This window comes from Halopseudomonas salina, from assembly GCF_014637955.1.
Lineage (GTDB): Bacteria > Pseudomonadota > Gammaproteobacteria > Pseudomonadales > Pseudomonadaceae > Halopseudomonas > Halopseudomonas salina.
Genome location: NZ_BMFF01000003.1, coordinates 160,428 through 178,140, shown reverse-complemented (window position 1 = coordinate 178,140; position 17,713 = coordinate 160,428). Strand labels below are relative to the sequence as shown.

General features: G+C 61.0%; 20 protein-coding genes. 16 read left to right on the top strand and 4 right to left on the bottom strand.

All coding sequences use genetic code 11. The features are described 5' to 3' along the window. Positions 1–49 precede the first annotated feature (49 nt). From IEV54_RS08200 to IEV54_RS08170, 7 genes are all read left to right on the top strand, one after another. Complete coding sequence (locus tag IEV54_RS08200; RefSeq protein WP_150278622.1) at positions 50–1,186, top strand: protein-glutamate methylesterase/protein-glutamine glutaminase; 1,137 nt, start codon at positions 50–52, stop codon at positions 1,184–1,186. Continuing rightward, a complete protein-coding gene (locus IEV54_RS08195; protein WP_150278621.1) occupies positions 1,186–1,926 on the top strand; it encodes a flagellar motor protein in 741 nt (246 codons plus the stop codon). The genes IEV54_RS08200 and IEV54_RS08195 overlap by 1 nt, the downstream gene beginning before the upstream one ends. A gap of 15 nt (positions 1,927–1,941) precedes the next feature. Further along, positions 1,942–2,793, top strand: coding sequence for a flagellar motor protein MotD (gene motD / locus IEV54_RS08190; protein ID WP_150278620.1), 852 nt, complete (start codon positions 1,942–1,944; stop codon positions 2,791–2,793). Positions 2,794–2,847: 54 nt separating this feature from the next. Further along, positions 2,848–3,642: a ParA family protein gene (locus IEV54_RS08185; protein ID WP_150278619.1), complete on the top strand. Its 795-nt coding sequence runs from the start codon at positions 2,848–2,850 to the stop codon at positions 3,640–3,642. 147 nt (positions 3,643–3,789) lie between these two features. Continuing rightward, positions 3,790–4,623 carry a CheW domain-containing protein gene (locus IEV54_RS08180; protein WP_150278618.1) on the top strand — a complete coding sequence of 278 codons (834 nt, stop codon included), beginning with the start codon at positions 3,790–3,792 and terminating at the stop codon, positions 4,621–4,623. A 94-nt stretch (positions 4,624–4,717) separates the two neighbouring features. Beyond that, the gene (locus IEV54_RS08175; protein WP_150278617.1) at positions 4,718–5,197 is read left to right on the top strand and encodes a chemotaxis protein CheW; all 480 of its coding nucleotides are present in this window, start codon (positions 4,718–4,720) and stop codon (positions 5,195–5,197) included. A 5-nt stretch (positions 5,198–5,202) separates the two neighbouring features. Continuing rightward, complete coding sequence (locus tag IEV54_RS08170) at positions 5,203–5,610, top strand: DUF2802 domain-containing protein (protein ID WP_223825513.1); 408 nt, start codon at positions 5,203–5,205, stop codon at positions 5,608–5,610. On the opposite strand, the gene IEV54_RS08165 is transcribed toward IEV54_RS08170, so the two are convergent. Further along, entirely contained in the window at positions 5,611–5,913 is a 303-nt protein-coding gene (locus IEV54_RS08165) for an EscU/YscU/HrcU family type III secretion system export apparatus switch protein (protein ID WP_150278616.1), read from the bottom strand. After that, positions 5,910–7,682, bottom strand: coding sequence for a flagellar hook-length control protein FliK (gene fliK, locus IEV54_RS08160; protein WP_150278615.1), 1,773 nt, complete (start codon positions 7,680–7,682; stop codon positions 5,910–5,912). The genes IEV54_RS08165 and fliK overlap by 4 nt, the downstream gene beginning before the upstream one ends. Positions 7,683–7,881: 199 nt before the next feature. On the opposite strand from fliK, the gene ccmA reads away from it, so the two are divergent. Genes ccmA through ccmI form a run of 9 tightly spaced genes read left to right on the top strand, consistent with a single transcriptional unit; the run spans position 7,882 to position 14,757 of the window. Then, positions 7,882–8,517 carry a cytochrome c biogenesis heme-transporting ATPase CcmA gene (ccmA, locus tag IEV54_RS08155; RefSeq protein WP_150278614.1) on the top strand — a complete coding sequence of 212 codons (636 nt, stop codon included), beginning with the start codon at positions 7,882–7,884 and terminating at the stop codon, positions 8,515–8,517. Further along, positions 8,517–9,188 (top strand): heme exporter protein CcmB, encoded by a 672-nt coding sequence (gene ccmB, locus IEV54_RS08150; protein ID WP_150278613.1) that lies wholly within the window; start codon positions 8,517–8,519, stop codon positions 9,186–9,188. The genes ccmA and ccmB overlap by 1 nt, the downstream gene beginning before the upstream one ends. 19 nt (positions 9,189–9,207) lie before the next feature. Next, the gene (locus IEV54_RS08145; protein WP_150278612.1) at positions 9,208–9,948 is read left to right on the top strand and encodes a heme ABC transporter permease; all 741 of its coding nucleotides are present in this window, start codon (positions 9,208–9,210) and stop codon (positions 9,946–9,948) included. After that, complete coding sequence (gene ccmD / locus IEV54_RS08140) at positions 9,948–10,115, top strand: heme exporter protein CcmD (protein WP_150278611.1); 168 nt, start codon at positions 9,948–9,950, stop codon at positions 10,113–10,115. The genes IEV54_RS08145 and ccmD overlap by 1 nt, the downstream gene beginning before the upstream one ends. Then, a complete protein-coding gene (gene ccmE / locus IEV54_RS08135; RefSeq protein ID WP_150278694.1) occupies positions 10,115–10,576 on the top strand; it encodes a cytochrome c maturation protein CcmE in 462 nt (153 codons plus the stop codon). The genes ccmD and ccmE overlap by 1 nt, the downstream gene beginning before the upstream one ends. A gap of 9 nt (positions 10,577–10,585) precedes the next feature. Further along, the gene (locus IEV54_RS08130; RefSeq protein ID WP_150278610.1) at positions 10,586–12,553 is read left to right on the top strand and encodes a heme lyase CcmF/NrfE family subunit; all 1,968 of its coding nucleotides are present in this window, start codon (positions 10,586–10,588) and stop codon (positions 12,551–12,553) included. Continuing rightward, positions 12,553–13,092: a DsbE family thiol:disulfide interchange protein gene (locus IEV54_RS08125; RefSeq protein ID WP_150278609.1), complete on the top strand. Its 540-nt coding sequence runs from the start codon at positions 12,553–12,555 to the stop codon at positions 13,090–13,092. Before IEV54_RS08130 ends, IEV54_RS08125 begins: the two co-directional genes overlap by 1 nt. Continuing rightward, positions 13,089–13,565 carry a cytochrome c-type biogenesis protein gene (locus tag IEV54_RS08120; RefSeq protein ID WP_150278608.1) on the top strand — a complete coding sequence of 159 codons (477 nt, stop codon included), beginning with the start codon at positions 13,089–13,091 and terminating at the stop codon, positions 13,563–13,565. Before IEV54_RS08125 ends, IEV54_RS08120 begins: the two co-directional genes overlap by 4 nt. Beyond that, positions 13,558–14,757, top strand: coding sequence for a c-type cytochrome biogenesis protein CcmI (ccmI, locus tag IEV54_RS08115; protein ID WP_150278607.1), 1,200 nt, complete (start codon positions 13,558–13,560; stop codon positions 14,755–14,757). The genes IEV54_RS08120 and ccmI overlap by 8 nt, the downstream gene beginning before the upstream one ends. On the opposite strand, the gene IEV54_RS08110 is transcribed toward ccmI, so the two are convergent. After that, positions 14,754–16,220 carry an SLC13 family permease gene (locus IEV54_RS08110; RefSeq protein ID WP_150278606.1) on the bottom strand — a complete coding sequence of 489 codons (1,467 nt, stop codon included), beginning with the start codon at positions 16,218–16,220 and terminating at the stop codon, positions 14,754–14,756. The two genes, ccmI and IEV54_RS08110, sit on opposite strands and share 4 nt — an antisense overlap. Before the next feature lie 25 nt (positions 16,221–16,245). Next, complete coding sequence (locus IEV54_RS08105) at positions 16,246–17,559, bottom strand: MFS transporter (protein WP_150278605.1); 1,314 nt, start codon at positions 17,557–17,559, stop codon at positions 16,246–16,248. Between the last annotated feature and the right edge of the window lie 154 nt (positions 17,560–17,713).

The window sequence follows — 17,713 nt, the reverse complement described above, 5'->3', positions numbered from 1 at the left end:
GCTGCCGTCCGGCAGTGTGCCCTTCAGGTTTCAGGAGAGCAGATAGCCTATGGTAGTCAAGGTGCTGGTGGTGGACGACTCCGGGTTTTTCCGTCGCAGGGTGACGGAAATCCTGGCGGGCGACCCGCAGATCAAGGTAGTCGGCACCGCATCCAACGGGCGCGAAGCCGTGGACCAGACCCTTGCATTGCGTCCAGACGTGATCACCATGGATTACGAGATGCCGGTGATGGATGGCATAACGGCCGTGCGCGAAATCATGCAGCGCTGTCCCACCGCGGTTCTGATGTTCTCGTCGCTGACCTATGAGGGCGCGCGGATCAGTCTCGACGCTCTGGATGCCGGCGCCGCAGATTACCTGCCAAAGAATTTCGAAGATATCTCGCGCAATCCGGACAAGGTCCGGCAGTTGCTCTGCGAGCGGGTACATACCCTGGCCCGCACCAACCGGCGCTCACTGGGTCTTGGCGGATCGGGCTCCACCTCAGCGTCGGCCTCCCTCGCCACCCCGGCTCCGGCTCCCTCTACAGGCGCTACCTCCGCCCGGCCCGGGTTGCGTCCCGCTGAGCCGGCAACACCACGGCCCGCACCCACACCTATACGTAATAGCCCGCCGCCGCGCAAAAAGCATTACCAACTGGTGGCGATCGGCACTTCCACTGGCGGCCCGGTGGCGTTGCAGAAAGTATTGACTCAACTGCCGGCCAACTTCCCCTCACCCTTGCTCCTCATCCAGCATATGCCGGCAGCCTTTACCAAGGCCTTTGCCGAGCGGCTGGACAAACTCTGCCGTATCAGCGTCAAGGAGGCCGAAGATGGTGACACCTTGAAGCCTGGCGTGGCCCTGCTTGCCCCCGGCGGCAAGCAGATGATGCTGGATGGCCGCGGGGTGGTGCGTATACTTCCCGGAGATGAGCGGTTGAACTTCAGACCCTGCGTGGATGTGACCTTCGGTTCTGCGGCCAAGACGTTTCGCGACAAGGTGCTCGCGGTGGTACTCACCGGCATGGGCGCGGATGGCCGTGAGGGCGCGCGGATGCTCAAACAGGCAGGCAGTGACGTATGGGCTCAGGACGAGGCCAGTTGCGTGATCTACGGCATGCCCATGGCCATCGCCAAGGCCAATCTGGCTGACGGGATCTACAGCCTCGATGACATCGGCCGCCATCTGGCAGAGCTCAGCTAATGGATATCCTCAGCATCATCGGTGTGATTCTTGCCTTCGTTGCGATACTCGGGGGCAACTATCTCGAGGGGGGGCATGTTGGCGCCCTGCTCAATGGTCCGGCCGCGCTGATTGTCTTTGGCGGCACCCTGGGTGCCGCGTTCATCCAGACCCCGCTGAAGGTCTTCAAGCGGGCGCTGGTCATTTCCCGCTGGATCTTCGTGCCCCCAGGCAACCGCCTGCAGGAAGGCATCAATCAGGTGATCGAGTGGAGCACCATCGCGCGCAAGGAAGGTCTGCTGGGTCTTGAGCAGATCGCCGAGATCGAACGTGACGTATTCGCCCGCAAGGGCCTGCAGCTGCTGGTTGATGGCAGCGAGCCGGAAGCCTTGCGCAGTATTCTCGAGGTTGACCTGCTGACCCGGGAAAATCATGACCTGATGGCCGCCAAGGTGTACGAAAGCATGGGCGGCTATTCTCCCACTATCGGTATTATCGGTGCGGTCATGGGCCTGATCCACGTGATGGGCAACCTTGCGGACCCATCCATGCTGGGTACCGGTATCGCCGTTGCCTTTGTGGCGACCATCTATGGTGTTGCCCTGGCCAACCTGTTCCTGCTGCCGGTGGCCAATAAGCTCAAGTCAGTCGTATTGCAACAGTCGCGCTACCGGGAAATGCTGGTTGAAGGCTTGCTGTCGATCGCCGAAGGCGAAAATCCGCGCTCCATCGGGATGAAGCTGGAAGGCTTCCTCGATTAACCGCAGGGGTCCAGCATGCGTCGCAGACGACAGGAAGAGCACGAAAATCACGAACGCTGGCTGGTGTCCTACGCCGACTTCATTACCTTGCTGTTCGCCTTTTTTGTTGTCATGTATTCCATTTCATCGGTCAACGAAGGCAAATACAAAGTCCTGTCCGACACACTGGTCGGTGCATTCAATCAACCCCAGCGCACCATCGACCCGATCCAGGTCGGCAACAACGTTCCGCGGGGTATCGACACCAGCGAGCAGCCGGGTACGGCTGGCAATGACGGCCAGGGCGAAGGCGCCGATGCCCTTGAAAGCATTGCCGACGCCATGCGCTCGGCCTTTGGCGATATGATCAGTGCAGGTGACCTCGAAGTCCGCGGCAACGAGCTGTGGATCGAGATAGAGTTGAATTCCGGATTGTTGTTCCCCAGTGGGGATGCATTACCCCTGGACGCCGCCTTCCCGCTGATTGAACGTATTGCCAAAATCCTGGCGCCCTATGAGAATCCGATTCATGTAGAGGGCTTTACCGATAATATCCCGATGCGCTCGCGGGCGTATCCAACCAATTGGGAACTCTCTGCCGCGCGTGCGGCCAGTGTGGTGCGGATGCTCGACAACGGCGGGGTTGATGCAGGTCGATTGGCAGCCGTGGGTTATGGTCAATATCGCCCGGTAGCAGACAACACAACGGCTGCCGGACGCAGAGCCAACCGGCGGGTGGTCTTGCTGGTCTCGCGTTTCACCGATAAACGCCACGAGGCATTTGCCGGAAATGCAGCAACTGAAGTGGACTCAATGCGTGAAGCGCGCATTGAATCCGGCGCTGCGCCCGGTGCGGGCAGTGCATCTGGCACGACTCCTGCTTTGTAGGTTTGTGAGTGTGTCGGTACGCGTGTCGCGTCAATCTGTTGTCGGAGGAAGGGCATGAAAGTCTGGGCTGTATCCAATCAGAAGGGCGGGGTGGGCAAAACGACCACCGTCGTAGCCCTGGCCGGTTTGCTGGCCGATCAGGGACAGCGTGTGCTCGTGGTCGATCTGGACCCCCATGGTTCGATGACCAGCTACTTCGGCCATGATCCGGACAGCTTGACCAGCAGCGTTTTCAACCTGTTCCAGCACAAGGGGCAGGTGCCTCAAGGACTGGCTGCAGCGCTGTTGCTCGACACTTCCCATGAAAACATCAAACTCATGCCCTCCAGTACCTCACTGGCCACACTGGAACGGCAATCTGCCATGCAGGGGGGGTATGGACTGGTTCTGTCCCGCGCGCTCACTCAGCTATGGGACGACTACGAGTTTGTATTGATCGACAGCCCACCGCTGCTCGGTGTGTCCATGATCAACGCCCTGGCTGCCTGCGAGCAGCTGGTGATCCCGGTGCAGACCGAGTTTCTTGCCCTCAAGGGGCTCGAACGCATGGTGCATACCCTGGATATGGTCAATCGTTCGCGCAAGCAGGCGCTACCCTTCACCATTGTGCCAACCCTGTTTGACCGCCGTACCCAGGCGTCCCTTAGCACCCTGCGGGCCTTGCGGCATGATTACGCCGACCATCTCTGGCAGGCCTATATTCCGATCGACACCAAATTGCGAGATGCGAGTCTGGCTGGCCTGGTGCCTTCACGCCTGGATAATTCCGCCCGTGGCGTTCTGGCCTATCGGGCGTTGCTGCGCTATCTGCTTGCGCAATCATTACCCCGTCGCAACAAGGTTGCCTGAATGCGACGCCCGCTTGCTACGGACCTTGCTACGCACGTTCGCTGCGCACGCTACAATCAACGCTCATGCTTGGCCGGGCATGGCCGATACAAGAATACAGGGCTGCTTTTTTGGCATGCCAAAGCGTCGTGACAAGACAAGCTATCTATGAATAAACCCTTACCCGTCGAGCAATACATTCCCCAGCAGACAATCCAGAGCTATCTGGATGCGTTGCTGCAGGATGCATCCAGTGAGCTGCTGCTGGCCGAAACGGCGGCGGTGGAGGTTCAGCAGGATGAGCCCGTCATTGCGCCACCGGTTGCGGCCCCACACGGCAATGCCGGTCAGGTCGATCCTGTACCCGCCGTGCAGGAAAAGTCACGCATAGCCGAACGTATGCTGGGACAGCCTCGATTGGGGCATCAGGATACGCCCCCGACACTGGAGCAGCGCCAGACTCCGGTCGCTGCAGAGGCAGCCGCTGCTGCCCCTGAGCCAGTACAGGCATCCAAACCAGTGTGGCGGGAGCAGGAATTCGAGGCATTGTTATTTGATGTGGCTGGTCTGACCCTGGCCGTACCACTGGTCTCGCTTGGCACCATTCATGCGCTGGATAGCGAAATTACACCGTTATTCGGTCAGCCCGACTGGTTTCTGGGCATACTGCCCACGGTAACAGGCAACCTCAAGGTGCTGGATACTGCGCGGTGGGTCATGCCCGAGCGCTACACAGATGCCCTGCAGGAAGGGCTGCGCTTTGTTATCTCGGTGCAGGGCTATGACTGGGGGCTTGCCGTGCATGGCGTCAGCAGATCGATCAAGCTGACCCCTGATCAGGTCAAGTGGCGCTCACAGCAAGGCAAGCGTCCCTGGTTGGCTGGCACGGTGATTGATCAGATGTGCGCACTGCTAGACGTGGCGGCGCTGGCCGAGATGATTGCCACCGGGCAGGGCGAACACGATAAACGCAAGGACACCTCCGGCAGGGCATTGGTATAGCGCTGCCATGGAGTATGATTGACCTTATGTAGCAAACCGGCATTCCGCTGCCATCCAGCGGAATTGGCTTATACGAAGATCGGGAACCGAGACAATGCAAAACAATACCGCACAGGGCGCTGAAGATCCGATCCTGCAATGGGTTACCTTCCGCCTGGATAACGAGAGCTATGGCATAAACGTGATGCAGGTGCAGGAAGTACTGCGCCACACCGAGATCGCCCCGGTTCCCGGCGCGCCGTCCTACGTGCTGGGCATCATCAACCTGCGCGGTAACGTGGTCACGGTTATCGATACCCGCCAGCGCTTCGGTCTGACACCGGCGCCAATCACCGACAATACTCGCATCGTGATCATCGAGGCTGACAAGCAGGTAGTCGGTATTCTGGTCGACAGTGTTGCCGAGGTGGTCTATCTCCGTCAGTCGGAGATCGAGACGGCACCGAACGTGGGTACCGATGAGTCTGCCAAGTTCATCCAGGGCGTATGCAACAAGAACAATGAATTGCTCATCCTGGTCGATCTGGAAAAGATGATGACCGAAGACGAGTGGGCAGAGCTGCAGGGATTCTGAGCGGCATGATCGACACCGGCGCCCTGCTGATGTTGTTAGTGGGACTGGCCCTGGGCGCGCTGGTCGCAGCCCTGGTGGCCCTGTATCTGGCCAACCGGCGTATCGCGCGTCAGCTTCAGACGCTCGAGGAGCGTCAGACCCAGCGTTTGCAGCAACTCAAGAGCGAAGTGAAAACCTTCCAGCAGGGGAGTATCCGTATGGGCGAAGATCTGGTCGCCCTGCGGGATCAATTCAAGCGCCTGGAGGACAAACAGCAGCGGATTGAACAACACGATCCACAGTCGCTACCTTATAACCAGGCCGCCCGGCTGGTCAGTCTCGGGGCCAGCGTCGAAGATCTCACCCAGTCGTGCGGGCTGTCAAAGGCCGAAGCCGAACTGGTGGCCAAGTTGCATGCGGCTCGCAAACCCTGATTATTCAGGGTCCCGATCAAACTGTTCCGGCGCTACAAACCCCTCCGGCGCCTTGCCCTTCAGGTACCAGGCAAAGGCAATGATCTCGGCAATGGTGCGATACAGCGCCTCGGGTATCTGATCGCCCAGTTCCAGGCGTGCCAACACCTTCGCCAGTTCCGCGTTTTCATAGATTGGCACTTCGTACTCCATAGCCAGTTGAATGATCTGCTCGGCCAGATCGCCCTCACCCTTGGCTGTCAGCGTTGGCGCCTGATCGCCGTCGTACACCAGTGCAATCGCTTCGCGGTTCTTGCCCATCATGTCACCTCGTCGATCCAGCGTTGCTGCAGGGCCTGATTGGGTTGCGGCGGCGTGCCCTGATGGCAACTGATTTCGCCTACCTCCAGACCCTTGGCCAGTAAGCGGTCGCGCAGCAATGCCAGCTCACCGTTGAGCAGCGACAGCGTATGGGGCTGTTCAGCCCAGAACTGGGTGTTTACCCGCCCCTTGTACAGCTTGGCGATGGCCTGCAGCGCGCCAAGATGGTCCAGCGTGAAGGCCAGGCGTACTTCCCAGAAGGGCGTCTGCTCTACGGCTTTCTTGCTTGGGGCCTCATCGTCGCGCTGTATTCGTACCTGCACGTGATTGAATTGTTGACCATCGCGCAGGGGGATTTCCAGTTGCCAGGTGGTCTGGGTGCTGCCGTCGGTAAAGGTTTGCGATTGCCCCAGGCTCTGCAGCTGGTGGTGCTGAATACGCGATAGCAGCGCAGCAGTCAGGCGCAGCAGCGAGCCCAGATCCGGTGTTTCTGTCAGTGCCTGCATGGCTCGCGGCGGAAGAGGAAAGCCGCCAGGTGGCGGCCCCATGCCCTGAGCCCAGGGGCCCGGCGGCAGGACCAGGGATTTCAGCGCAGTCGGTGGCAGTTGCTGTTGCACATTGACCAGCAGATTGATCAGTGCGGCTTTAAGATCTGCGCCAGGCAGGGGAGGGGCGCCCGGTGTCACCGGCAGTGCAGCAAGCGCGGATAGTAGCTTGGCCAGAGCGGGTGGCGGCAACGGTGCCGTGCCCGCCGGGCTGGCACCAGCCTCACGTGCTCCGGCGGGCGCCTGTCCGCCCTTGAGCAGATCCGCCAGTTGCGTCAGGTTGGGTTCCAGGAACAGTCCGCTGCGCTGCACTGCCTGCTCGACACCGCTTGGCGTCATCAGCTGCGCCGGGGTAGTCACCTGCTGCAGCACCTGACGCACGGCGCTCTGCACCTGAGTCGCCAGTCTGTCGGCCGCTGCGGTGGTCTGTAATGGCGTACCCGGCGTTGTACTGGTTGCTCCCGGTGCTGGTTTCTGGGTCCCCGGTGCCGTGGCTGGTGTTGTCTGTCCGGCGGCGGCTGTCGCTACGCCGGCCAGCTGCTGCAGGCGATTGAGCAGAGGCTCAGCTGAGCCCTGGCGTTGCAGCGTTTCGCGTAGCCCCTGGGAAAGCACCTGCTGGAGTACCTGGCGGCCCGGATCAGGCACCCGTAGTTCGCCCTGGGCGCCTACACGCGCGGTAAGCAGGCTGCCTGGCTCCAGGGGTTTGTTGGTGGTCAGGCTCAGATTTACGCCACTGTTAGCTCCCTGAAGGACCTTGGCCAATACCGCGAAACGGGTCTGATCTATCTGTTGCTGGCTGACCACCCGGGCCTGTACCGTGGTGCCCGGTGGAAACTGGCCCGGATCGAGCCGCGTCAGGGTTGCTGCAGGGCCCGCAGGGGCCTTGTCGCCTGGCTGCATGATCGCCATCAGCTGGGTCTGGCTGATCGCCTGAATCAGGACCTGAGTGCCGCTGGCAATGGCACGGGGGCTGGTTGCGGCAATGTCGGCACGCTGTCCGCCCTGACTGCTGTTCTGCTGCGCCAGGCGCAGAATCAGATTGAACTGGCCCCCATTTGCGCTACTGCTGACCACCTCCGCACGGCTGGTCTGGCCCGGCGGCAGCAGCAGTGCGTCAATCGGACGCAGCAGCTTCAAGGCAACTGCGGCAGGATCCTGAGGCTTGGCTGCAGGCCCCGTATTTGGCGGCGTAGCAAGTGCTGGCGGTAGTCTGATATCGGATGCCATGGGGTCACATATTGATGTAAATCATGGGCCCCGTGCGGGGGGCGCTATGTATAATGGCGACGAAATGCGAGAGTTGCGCCCAGGGCCCATTGGGCGCTGGTTGCGTACCCGCCTCGTAGGCCTCAATGCAGTATAGCGGCCTGGAGCATACAAACATGAACCCCGTGCGGCGATATCCGCCAGCCTGTGTGGAGAACCGGTGAAATCACAGCCTATCGACATCCGGCATCTGGCCTGCGAGCGCGATCAGCGCGAGCTGTTCGAGAACCTGTCGATCCAACTCGCCCCTGGCGATGTGCTTCAGGTGGCCGGCCCTAACGGGTCCGGCAAAACCAGTCTGCTGCGCATACTGGCCGGCTTGCTGCCAGCTGCGGCTGGCGATGTGTGTTACGACGGGGCATCGGTGTTCAGTGGTACGGGTCGTGATACCTGGCGTAATAACAGGTTGTACATAGGCCACGCACCGGCAGTCAAGGGCGCCCTCACTGCCGAAGAAAACCTCAGTTGGCTCTGCGCCCTCAGCCAGCCGGTATCCCGCGAACAGATCTGGCAGGCCCTGCAGATGGTAGGCCTGCGTGGTTTTGAAGATGTGCCCTGTGATCATCTTTCAGCGGGCCAGCAGCGCCGGGTGGCTCTTGCGAGGCTCTACCTTGAAGCACATCCGGTGTGGATACTCGATGAGCCTTTTACTGCCATCGACCGCAGCGGCGTGGCTGCGCTGGAAGCCCATGTGCTGGCCCATGCTGCCCGGGGCGGCATTGTGGTGCTGACCACCCATCACAGTCTGGAGCATCTTGCCGGCCTGCGTTGTCTGGATCTGGGGCAGGTCGCCTGATGCTGCAGATCATCTGGTTACTCTTTACCCGGGAGTGGCGTCTGGCCTGGCGCCGGCCGGGGCAACTGCTCAATCCACTGGTGTTTTTTGCCATCGTGATCAGCCTGTTTCCGCTGGCGGTGGGACCGGAGCCGGGCATGCTGCGTACCATGGCGCCGGGAGTGATCTGGGTAGCCGCGTTATTGGCTACCTTGCTGTCCCTCGACGGCCTGTTTCGCAGCGACTATGAAGACGGTTCCCTGGAACAGTGGGTGCTTTCACCCCACCCCCTGGCGCTGATGGTGCTGGTCAAGGTACTGCATCACTGGATGGTCTGCGGGCTGGCGCTGGTTGTCCTGTCGCCGCTCTTCGGCCTGATGTTGTCGTTGCCGGCCAAGGTGCTGCCGGTACTGGGCATGAGCCTGCTGCTTGGCACACCCGTGCTCAGTCTGCTCGGTGCAGTCGGAGCGGCGCTGACGGTAGGCCTGAAAAGTGGTGGTGTATTACTGGCCCTGTTGATCCTTCCCCTGTACATTCCGGTGCTGATTCTGGGTACTGGCGCAGTCGAGGCGGCGGTGCAGGGCATGCCGGTAACCGGCTACGCTCTGTGGCTGGGGTGCCTGGCGGTGCTGTCCCTGAGCCTGGCACCTGTTGCAATAGCGGCAGGCTTGCGCATCGGGGTGAGTGAATGACTGGCAAAGAGAGCATGCGATGAACTGGAGTTTTTTCCATAAGCTGGGTTCGCCCAAGTGGTTCTACGATATCAGCGGTCGTTGGCTGCCCTGGTTCTTTGTCGCCAGTATGCTCCTGCTGGGCGTGGGTAGCGTCTGGGGTCTGTTTTTCGCCCCGCAGGATTACCAGCAGGGCAACAGCTTCCGAATTATCTATATTCACGTCCCCGCGGCCTTCGTCGCCCAGTCCTGTTACGTAATGCTTGCGGCCGCCGGCATTGTCACCCTGGTGTGGCGCATGAAACTGGCTGATGTTGCACTGCGTTGCGCGGCCCCTATCGGCGCCTGGATGACCTTCATCGCGTTGGTTACCGGCGCCATCTGGGGCAAACCGACCTGGGGCACCTACTGGGTATGGGATGCGCGCCTGACCTCCATGCTGATCCTGCTGTTTCTGTATTTCGGCATCATCGCCCTGAGCCAGGCGATCAGTAACCGTGATACCTCGGCCAAGGCAACCGCCGTGCTGGCCATCGTTGGCCTGGTCAATATTCCGATCATCAAATACTCGGTGGACTGGTGGAACACCCTGCACCAGCCTGCCACCTTCAAGATTACCGAGAAGCCGGCCATGCCGGTGGAGATGTGGTTACCCCTGTTGCTGATGGTGCTGGGTTTCTATGCCCTGTTCACCGTCAGCCTGTTGATGCGCATGCGCCTGGAAGTCTTGCGTCGTGAGCACAAGACCCGCTGGGTACGCGACGCCCTGGAGAAAACCTGATGAATACTCTGCCCGAACTGCTCGCCATGGATGGCCACGGACCCTACGTCTGGTCCGCCTATGCGATAACATTCGTGGTATTGGCGCTGAACCTGGTGCAGCCCTGGGTTGCACGTCGGCGCCTGATCAATGTCGAAGCGCGGCGCCGGCGCCGGGAGGTAGCGTGATGCACCCCCAGCGCAAGAAACGCCTGATTCTCATCGTGCTGGTCGTACTGGGTGTTGGCATCGCCGTCGGCCTGGCCCTTAGCGCCCTGCAGCAGAATATCAACCTGTTCTACACCCCCAGTCAGATCGCCGGCGGTGAAGCGCCAATGGATGCCCGCATCCGCGCTGGCGGCATGGTGGTAGATGGAAGCGTCAAACGCTCGCCGGACAGCCTGGAAACGCAGTTTGCCGTCAGTGATGGCGACAAACAGATCATTATCGCCTATGACGGGATCCTTCCCGACCTGTTCCGTGAGGGGCAGGGCATCGTTGCGCTGGGACGGCTGGACGAAAATCGCATGCTGATTGCCGACGAGGTGCTGGCCAAGCATGACGAGGAATACATGCCACCGGAAGTGGCCCAGGCGATGGAAAAGGTCAATCAGATGAAACGGGATGCCGATGCGGCAGCCGGTTATTGAGGAGATGAAATGATTCCCGAGCTTGGCCAGGTAGCCTTGATCATTGCGCTGGTACTGTCACTGCTGCAGGCAACCGTGCCGCTGTATGGTGCGTGGCGTGGCGACACCCTGGCGATGGGCTTTGCTCAGCCAGCCGCCATTGCCCAGTGCCTCTTCGTGTTTTTCGCCTTCCTGTGCCTGGTGCAGGCCTTCGTCGGTAATGACTTCAGCGTGACCTACGTCGCCCTGAACTCCAACTCGGCGTTGCCCTGGTACTACCGGGTCAGCGCCGTCTGGGGCGGGCACGAGGGTTCACTGTTGCTCTGGGCACTGATCCTGTCGGCCTGGACCCTGGCCGTGGCAATCTTTTCCCGTGATCTCCCGCCGGAAATGCTCAGCCGCGTGCTTGCCGTCATGGGCATGATTTCCATCGGCTTCCTGTTGTTCATGCTGATGACCTCCAACCCCTTCGACCGGCAGCTGCCGTTCCATCCGGCCGACGGCAACGACCTCAATCCGCTGCTCCAGGACTTCGGTCTGATCGTGCATCCGCCGATGCTCTACATGGGTTATGTGGGATTCTCGGTGGCCTTCGCCTTTGCTATCGCCGCGCTGCTCGGCGGCCGTTTGGATGCGGCCTGGGCACGCTGGTCGCGGCCCTGGACCATCATCGCCTGGGCCTTCCTGACTCTGGGTATCGCCCTGGGCTCCTGGTGGGCCTATTACGAGCTCGGTTGGGGCGGCTGGTGGTTCTGGGATCCGGTGGAGAACGCCTCGTTCATGCCCTGGTTGGTCGGCACCGCCCTGATTCACTCGCTGGCGGTGACTGAAAAGCGCGGTGTATTCAAGAGCTGGACAGTGCTGCTGGCCATCGCGACCTTTTCACTGAGCTTGCTGGGTACCTTCCTGGTGCGTTCCGGCGTACTTACCTCGGTGCACGCCTTTGCCACCGATCCGGAGCGGGGCGTGTTCATCCTCGCCTTCCTGCTGGTAGTCACCGGCGGCTCCCTGGCGCTCTATGCGCTGCGCGCGCCAGTGGTCAAGAGTCAGATCGGGTTCGCCCTCTGGTCGCGGGAAACCTTCCTGTTGATCAATAACGTGATTCTCGTGGTGTCTGCGCTGATGATCCTGCTGGGTACGCTGTATCCCCTGGCCCTGGATGCGATCAGTGGCACCCTGGTCTCGGTCGGCCCTCCATACTTCAACGCGTTGTTCGTACCGCTGATGGCGCTTTTGATGGCGGCAATGGGTGTGGGTATGGTCAGCCGCTGGAAAGATACCCCGGCCCGTTGGCTGTTCGGTCAGTTGAAATGGGTTCTGCTCCTGTCGGCGATCGCTGCCATTGGTCTGGCGATCTGGATAGGCGAGCATCATCTGGCGGTTGGCAGCATGCTGGTGCTGGTGTTCTGGGTGGTAGGCATGAGCATCCGCGATATCATCCACAAGACCCGCAACAAGGGTCTGGTCCGTGGTATGCAGGCGTTGCCTCGCAGTTACTGGGGCATGACCCTGGCGCATATCGGTATGGCGGTGTGTGCGGTGGGCGTGATCGGCGCCAGCCTGTTCGACAGCCAGCGTGATCTGCGCATGGCACCGGGTGATCAGGTAGAGCTCGGCGGTTACCGGTTTGTATTCGAAGGTACCGAGCACTATTCGGGCTCCAACTGGGAGGCCGATCGCGCCACCATGGTGGTGTTTCGCGGCGATCGGCAGATCACCACCCTGCGACCGGACAAGCGTCTGTACACAGTGCAGAACCAGCTCATGACCGAGGCAGCGATTCACCCAGGCCTCACCCGTGACCTGTTCGTGGCCATGGGTGAGCCGCTGGAAGGTGACGCCTGGGCCATGCGCGTGCACATCAAGCCCTTTGTACGCTGGATATGGGGAGGCGCGCTGTTCATGATGTTCGGCGGGTTACTGGCTGCCAGCGACAAACGCTACCGGCTACGGGCTCGCGAGTCCAAGGTCGATGCGGTAGCACGGGAGTCTGTCTGATGAGACGCGCACTGTTATTGCTACCGCTGGCGCTCTTTCTGCTGATGCTGGTCTTCCTGTTTCGGGGGCTCTATCTCGACAATGACGACCTGCCTTCGGTGCTGGTGGGGCAGCGCTTCCCGGTATTCAATCTGCCGTCTGTTGAAGAGGGTGAGCCGGCTATCACCGAGCAGGCGCTGCTCGGCCAGCCATCACTGGTCAACGTCTGGGCGACATGGTGCGTGGCGTGTCGCGTCGAGCATCCGGTGTTGAACAAGCTGGCCGCCGAGGGAGTAGTCATTCACGGCGTCAACTACAAGGACGACACCGAGGCCGCACGTAAATGGCTGCGCGACCTGCATGATCCCTACGAGCTGAATATCAGCGATCCAGAGGGCTTGCTGGGCCTGGATCTGGGCGTATACGGTGCGCCGGAGACCTTCTTTGTCGATGCCCAGGGCATGATCCGTTACAAGTTCATCGGCGTGATAGATGAGCGCATCTGGGAAAGTGATCTGGCCGCGCGCTATCAGGCCCTGGTTGATGAGGCGCAGCCATGATCCGCCTTATCGCCGCACTGGCGCTGGTGCTGGCAAGCTTTGCCAGTGTTGCAGCCATCGACACCTACGAGTTCGACAGTGAAGAGCAGCGTGCGCGCTTCTATTACCTGAGCACCGAGCTGCGTTGCCCCAAGTGCCAGAACCAGAACATCGCCGATTCCAATGCGCCGATTGCCAACGACCTGCGCCGGGAAATCTACCGCATGCTGCAGGAAGACCGCAGCAATGAAGAGATCGTGGATTTCATGGTCGCGCGCTATGGCGAATTCGTTCGCTATCGGCCGGCTCTGACGGCTGAAACGGCCATTCTCTGGTTTGCTCCGGCGGCTTTCCTGCTTGTCGGGCTGCTGGCGCTGGTTTTCATGCTGCGGCGACGTCAGAAAGCCTTCAAGTCTGCCGGTGACGATCATCTGAGCCCCGACGAGCAGCAAAGACTGCAATCCCTGCTGGAGAAGAAAGACCGCAATGACTGATTTCTGGTTCGCAAGTATTGTTCTGGTCGTGCTGGGCATGGTGTCCATTCTCTGGCCCCTGTGGCGCCGCCACCAACACGCGACTGTTGACCGCACCGCGCTGAATGTTGCCCTCTATGAGGAGCGCATCAGGGAGCTGGACGCCCAGGTTGTTGCAGGGGAAATCAGCCCCGATCAACGGGACGCGACGCTCGAAGAGGCCAGTCGTCTGCTGCTCTCTGATACCGATCAGCCCGAGCGGCTTCAGCGCCGTCGTGGGGCGCCCTGGGTGCTGGTGGGCGCTGCCGGTGTGCTGCCGGCGATTGTCGCCGTGCTCTATCTGGCCTGGGGCAATCCCGATGGCCTGGCCCTGTCCAGGGATATGGCCGAGGGCGGCGAACCGGCAAGCCTTGAAGAAATGATCACCCGCATGGAACGCATTACCCAGGTACAGCCGGAAAGCGGTGAAGCCTGGTACATGCTCGGTCGCGCCTATCTGTCTGATCAGCGCCCGGCAGAGGCGGCCCGGGCATTCGATGAAAGTCTTGAACGCCTGGGTGACCGACCAGAGGTGTTGGCTCAGTTGGGCCAGGCGCGTTTCTTCGCCAGTGGCAATCAGCTGGACAGCGCAGCGGTAGCCGCACTGGACAAGGCGCTGGAGCTTGATCCCAATGAGCCCACCGCACTGGGTCTGCTGGGTATTGCCGCCTTCGAAAGCGGCGATTATCCCGGTGCGATCAGCTTCTGGGAACGCCTTTTGGTGGGCATGGCGCCGCAAAGTGCCGGCGCTCAGGCCATACAGGGCGGCATTGCCCGTGCTCGGGAGCGCATGGGCGATTCAGGTGAACCACAGGTTCAGGAGCCGGTTGGCAATGCGGTCATCCGTGTGCGTCTGGAGCTGGCTGATGGCATAGCTGACGAAGTGGGTCCCGAGGCGGTCGTGTTCATCTTTGCCCGCGATGCCCAGGGGCCACCCATGCCGCTGATTGCACGGCGTTTGCAGGTCAGTGATCTGCCGGCGGATATCGTGCTCAGTTCCTCGGACGCCATGTTGCCGGACGTGAAAATTACCGAAGGGCAGACGCTGCAGCTCAACGCCCGTTTATCCCCTACAGGGGATGTGATGCAGGGCACCCATGAAGGGCGTATCGACCAGGTCACGGTCGGTGATGGCCAACAGGCCACCCTGGTGATAGATCAGGCGGTGCCTTAAAGGCCGCCAAAGATCCAGCCCACCAGCGCGTATCCGGCAAAGGTCACAACGATGATGCCGAGCAGGTTGAGCGCAAATCCGGCGCGGATCATATCGCCGATCTGCAGATGGCCACTGCCGAAAACGATCGCGTTGGGCGGCGTGGCCACCGGCATCATGAAGGCGCAACTGGCCGCAATGGCCGCCGGAATGGTGAACAGCAGTGGCGACAGGTCCTGAGCCACGGCCAGCGCGCCCAATAGCGGCAGAAAAGCCGCCGCTGTCGCGGTATTACTGGTCACCTCGGTCAGGAAGATGATCACCGTCACCACCAGGGCCACCATCAGCAGGGCCGGCAGCATACTCAGTACGCCCAGGCTTTCGGCGATCCAGGTGGCCAGCCCGGAGCTGCTGATTGCGCCGGCCAGCGCCAGCCCCCCGCCAAACAGTAACAACACGCCCCATGGCATACCCTGCGCGGTGTCCCAGTCCATCAGAAAGATTTTGGATCGCAGGTCGACCGGGATCAGAAACAGGACGATGGCGGCGGTGATTGCAATGATGGTGTCATTCAGCCAGGGCAACAGGCTGGCGGCGAGCATCGGTTGGCATATCCAGGCGGCAGCCGTGGCAACAAAAACCGTTGCCACGAGCTTTTCCGCACGACTCATGGGCCCCAGAGCCTGTAATTGCTCGCGCAGACCCTCAGCCTTGCGCGCTGCATCATCGCCATCGCCCATGCCATTACGCGTGAGCCAGAACCATATCGCGGCCAGCATGGTCAGCGAGACCGGCACACCCACCAGCATCCATTGCGCAAAACCAATGGTGATTCCCTGGTTCTGCGCCAGATAGGCGGCGAGCAGGGCGTTCGGCGGTGTGCCGATAAGGGTGGCAATACCGCCGACACTGGCCGCATAGGCGATCGCCAGGAGCAGATTCGTGGCAAAACGGCGGACTGCCTCGGGATCGTCGTCAGCCATCATGCTCACTACCGAAAGGCCGATTGGCAGCATCATGATGGTGGTCGCGGTATTACTCACCCACATGCTCAGAAAGGCCGTGGCCACCATGAATCCGCCAATCTGGCGTTTTGGCTGGCTCCCCACCGCCAGCAGGGTTAGCAGCGCAATGCGCTTGTGCAGATTCCAGCGTTGCAGGGCCAGGCCCAGAACAAAGCCGCCCATAAACAGAAAAATGATCGGATTGGCATAGGCTGCCGTCGCCGCAACCACAGTATCCAGCCCCAGAGCGGGGATCAGAATGATCGGAAGCAGGGCTGTGACGGGTATCGCAATGGCTTCGGTTGACCACCAGGTAGCCATGAACAACAACATACCCAACGCCAACCATGCTTCATTCGCCATGCCGCCCGGGGCGGGCAGCAGTACCGTGGCCACCAGCAGCAAAGGCCCCAGAATCAGGCCCGCCAGGCGGGTTATGGGCAGACCGAGGTTAGTATCGCTGGAAGCGGGTGCTGACATGCAGACCCCCTGTAATCAGGTTGATTCAGGACTGAACTTCATCCAGTTTAAGTGACATCAATGCACCACACAGGCCCAGCCCGGACAGCAGCAGTAGCATTCCGCCGGGGCCGATAAGCGCCGTCAACAGGCCGAGGAATCCGGTGCTCAACAGCAGCAGGCCGATCAGGCTGTTACTCAGTGCTACATAATCCGTGCGCTTGTTGCCACCGGCCATATCCAGCACATAGGTCTTGCGGCCTACCCGCACGCCCGCGTGGGCGATACCCAGAACGAAGAACGCAACTGGAAACAGCCAGGCATGCAATGCGGCAGGCAGATTGCCCCACCAGTGCAGGCCCACCACTGGCACGGCAATCAGGCTGGCCAACAGGCCGGCGCGTGTCAGCACCTGCTTGCTCGACAGATCAGCCATGCGCCCCCAGAACATCGCACTCAGGCTGTTAGCCAGCCCGTTGGCGACCAGAAAGGCACCCAGCATACCCAGTGAAGACTCCACCTCCTGTCCTAACACGACGTAGTAGGGGGCAGACAGCGCCGAGCACAGCAGCAGAGCCCGGGTAATCACAAACCGTCTGAACGGGGCGTCGTCGCGCAGCAGGCTGATGCGGCTCACCGCTTCGCTGATGGCATTGGCCCCGCCCTCGGTTGCACCGGGGGTTTCCTCCACCCGTTGATACAGAATGGCGGCGCCCACCCAGAGCATCGCCGCGCCCACCAGCAACAGGGCATAGAACAGCACATCGTCGTCCGCCGGTGGCATCAGCATCATATAAATGCCGAACGCCAGGGCCAGAACGCCTGAGATGGTGGTGGCCATGCCATGCATGCGGCCACGGCGGGTCTTTGGAATAGTCTTGCCCATCACATCCTTGATGGCCACCGAGCAGACACTGCGTGCCAGGCTGAACAGGGCCAGGCAGCCGAGAATCAGCAATCCGGCCAGCAGGCCTTCGGTCAACCAGGCCGCAGCGCCCATTGCCAGCAGGGCAAGGGCCTGCACCAGGCTGCCCGCCACCCAGAGCGGCTTGCGCAATGCCTGGCGGCGTATGAAGGCCGCAATAAACATCTGCGGCAGCATGGAGCCGGATTCGCGGATGGGTACCAGCCAGGCAATAATGGCCGCCGGGGCTCCGACGATACCGACCAGCCAGGCCAGAGTGGTCTTGGGGTTGGTCAGGGTGTCGCCCAGCCCGGTAAGCACGATAGCCGCGACCTGACGGAAGAAGTTGGCCGGCACGTTGCTGCAGGCGGATTCGGGGATATCCTTGCAGACTCGCGTATCCTCTTCCTCTACCAGCTGGTCGTACAGCTGATCCATATCCGGTTGCAGCGCCATGGTCTTATCCGTTTTCGAGTGTCGAGGACGCGATTTTGCAGTACCGGCAATGGCTTGGCCAGTATCAGGCGAGGGGCCCTGTCAGCCAGGTAACAGAGTATTTCAGGGTCAGGGCTTCTCATGGGCGTCCATTGCAGGTAAAAATGCCTGCTTA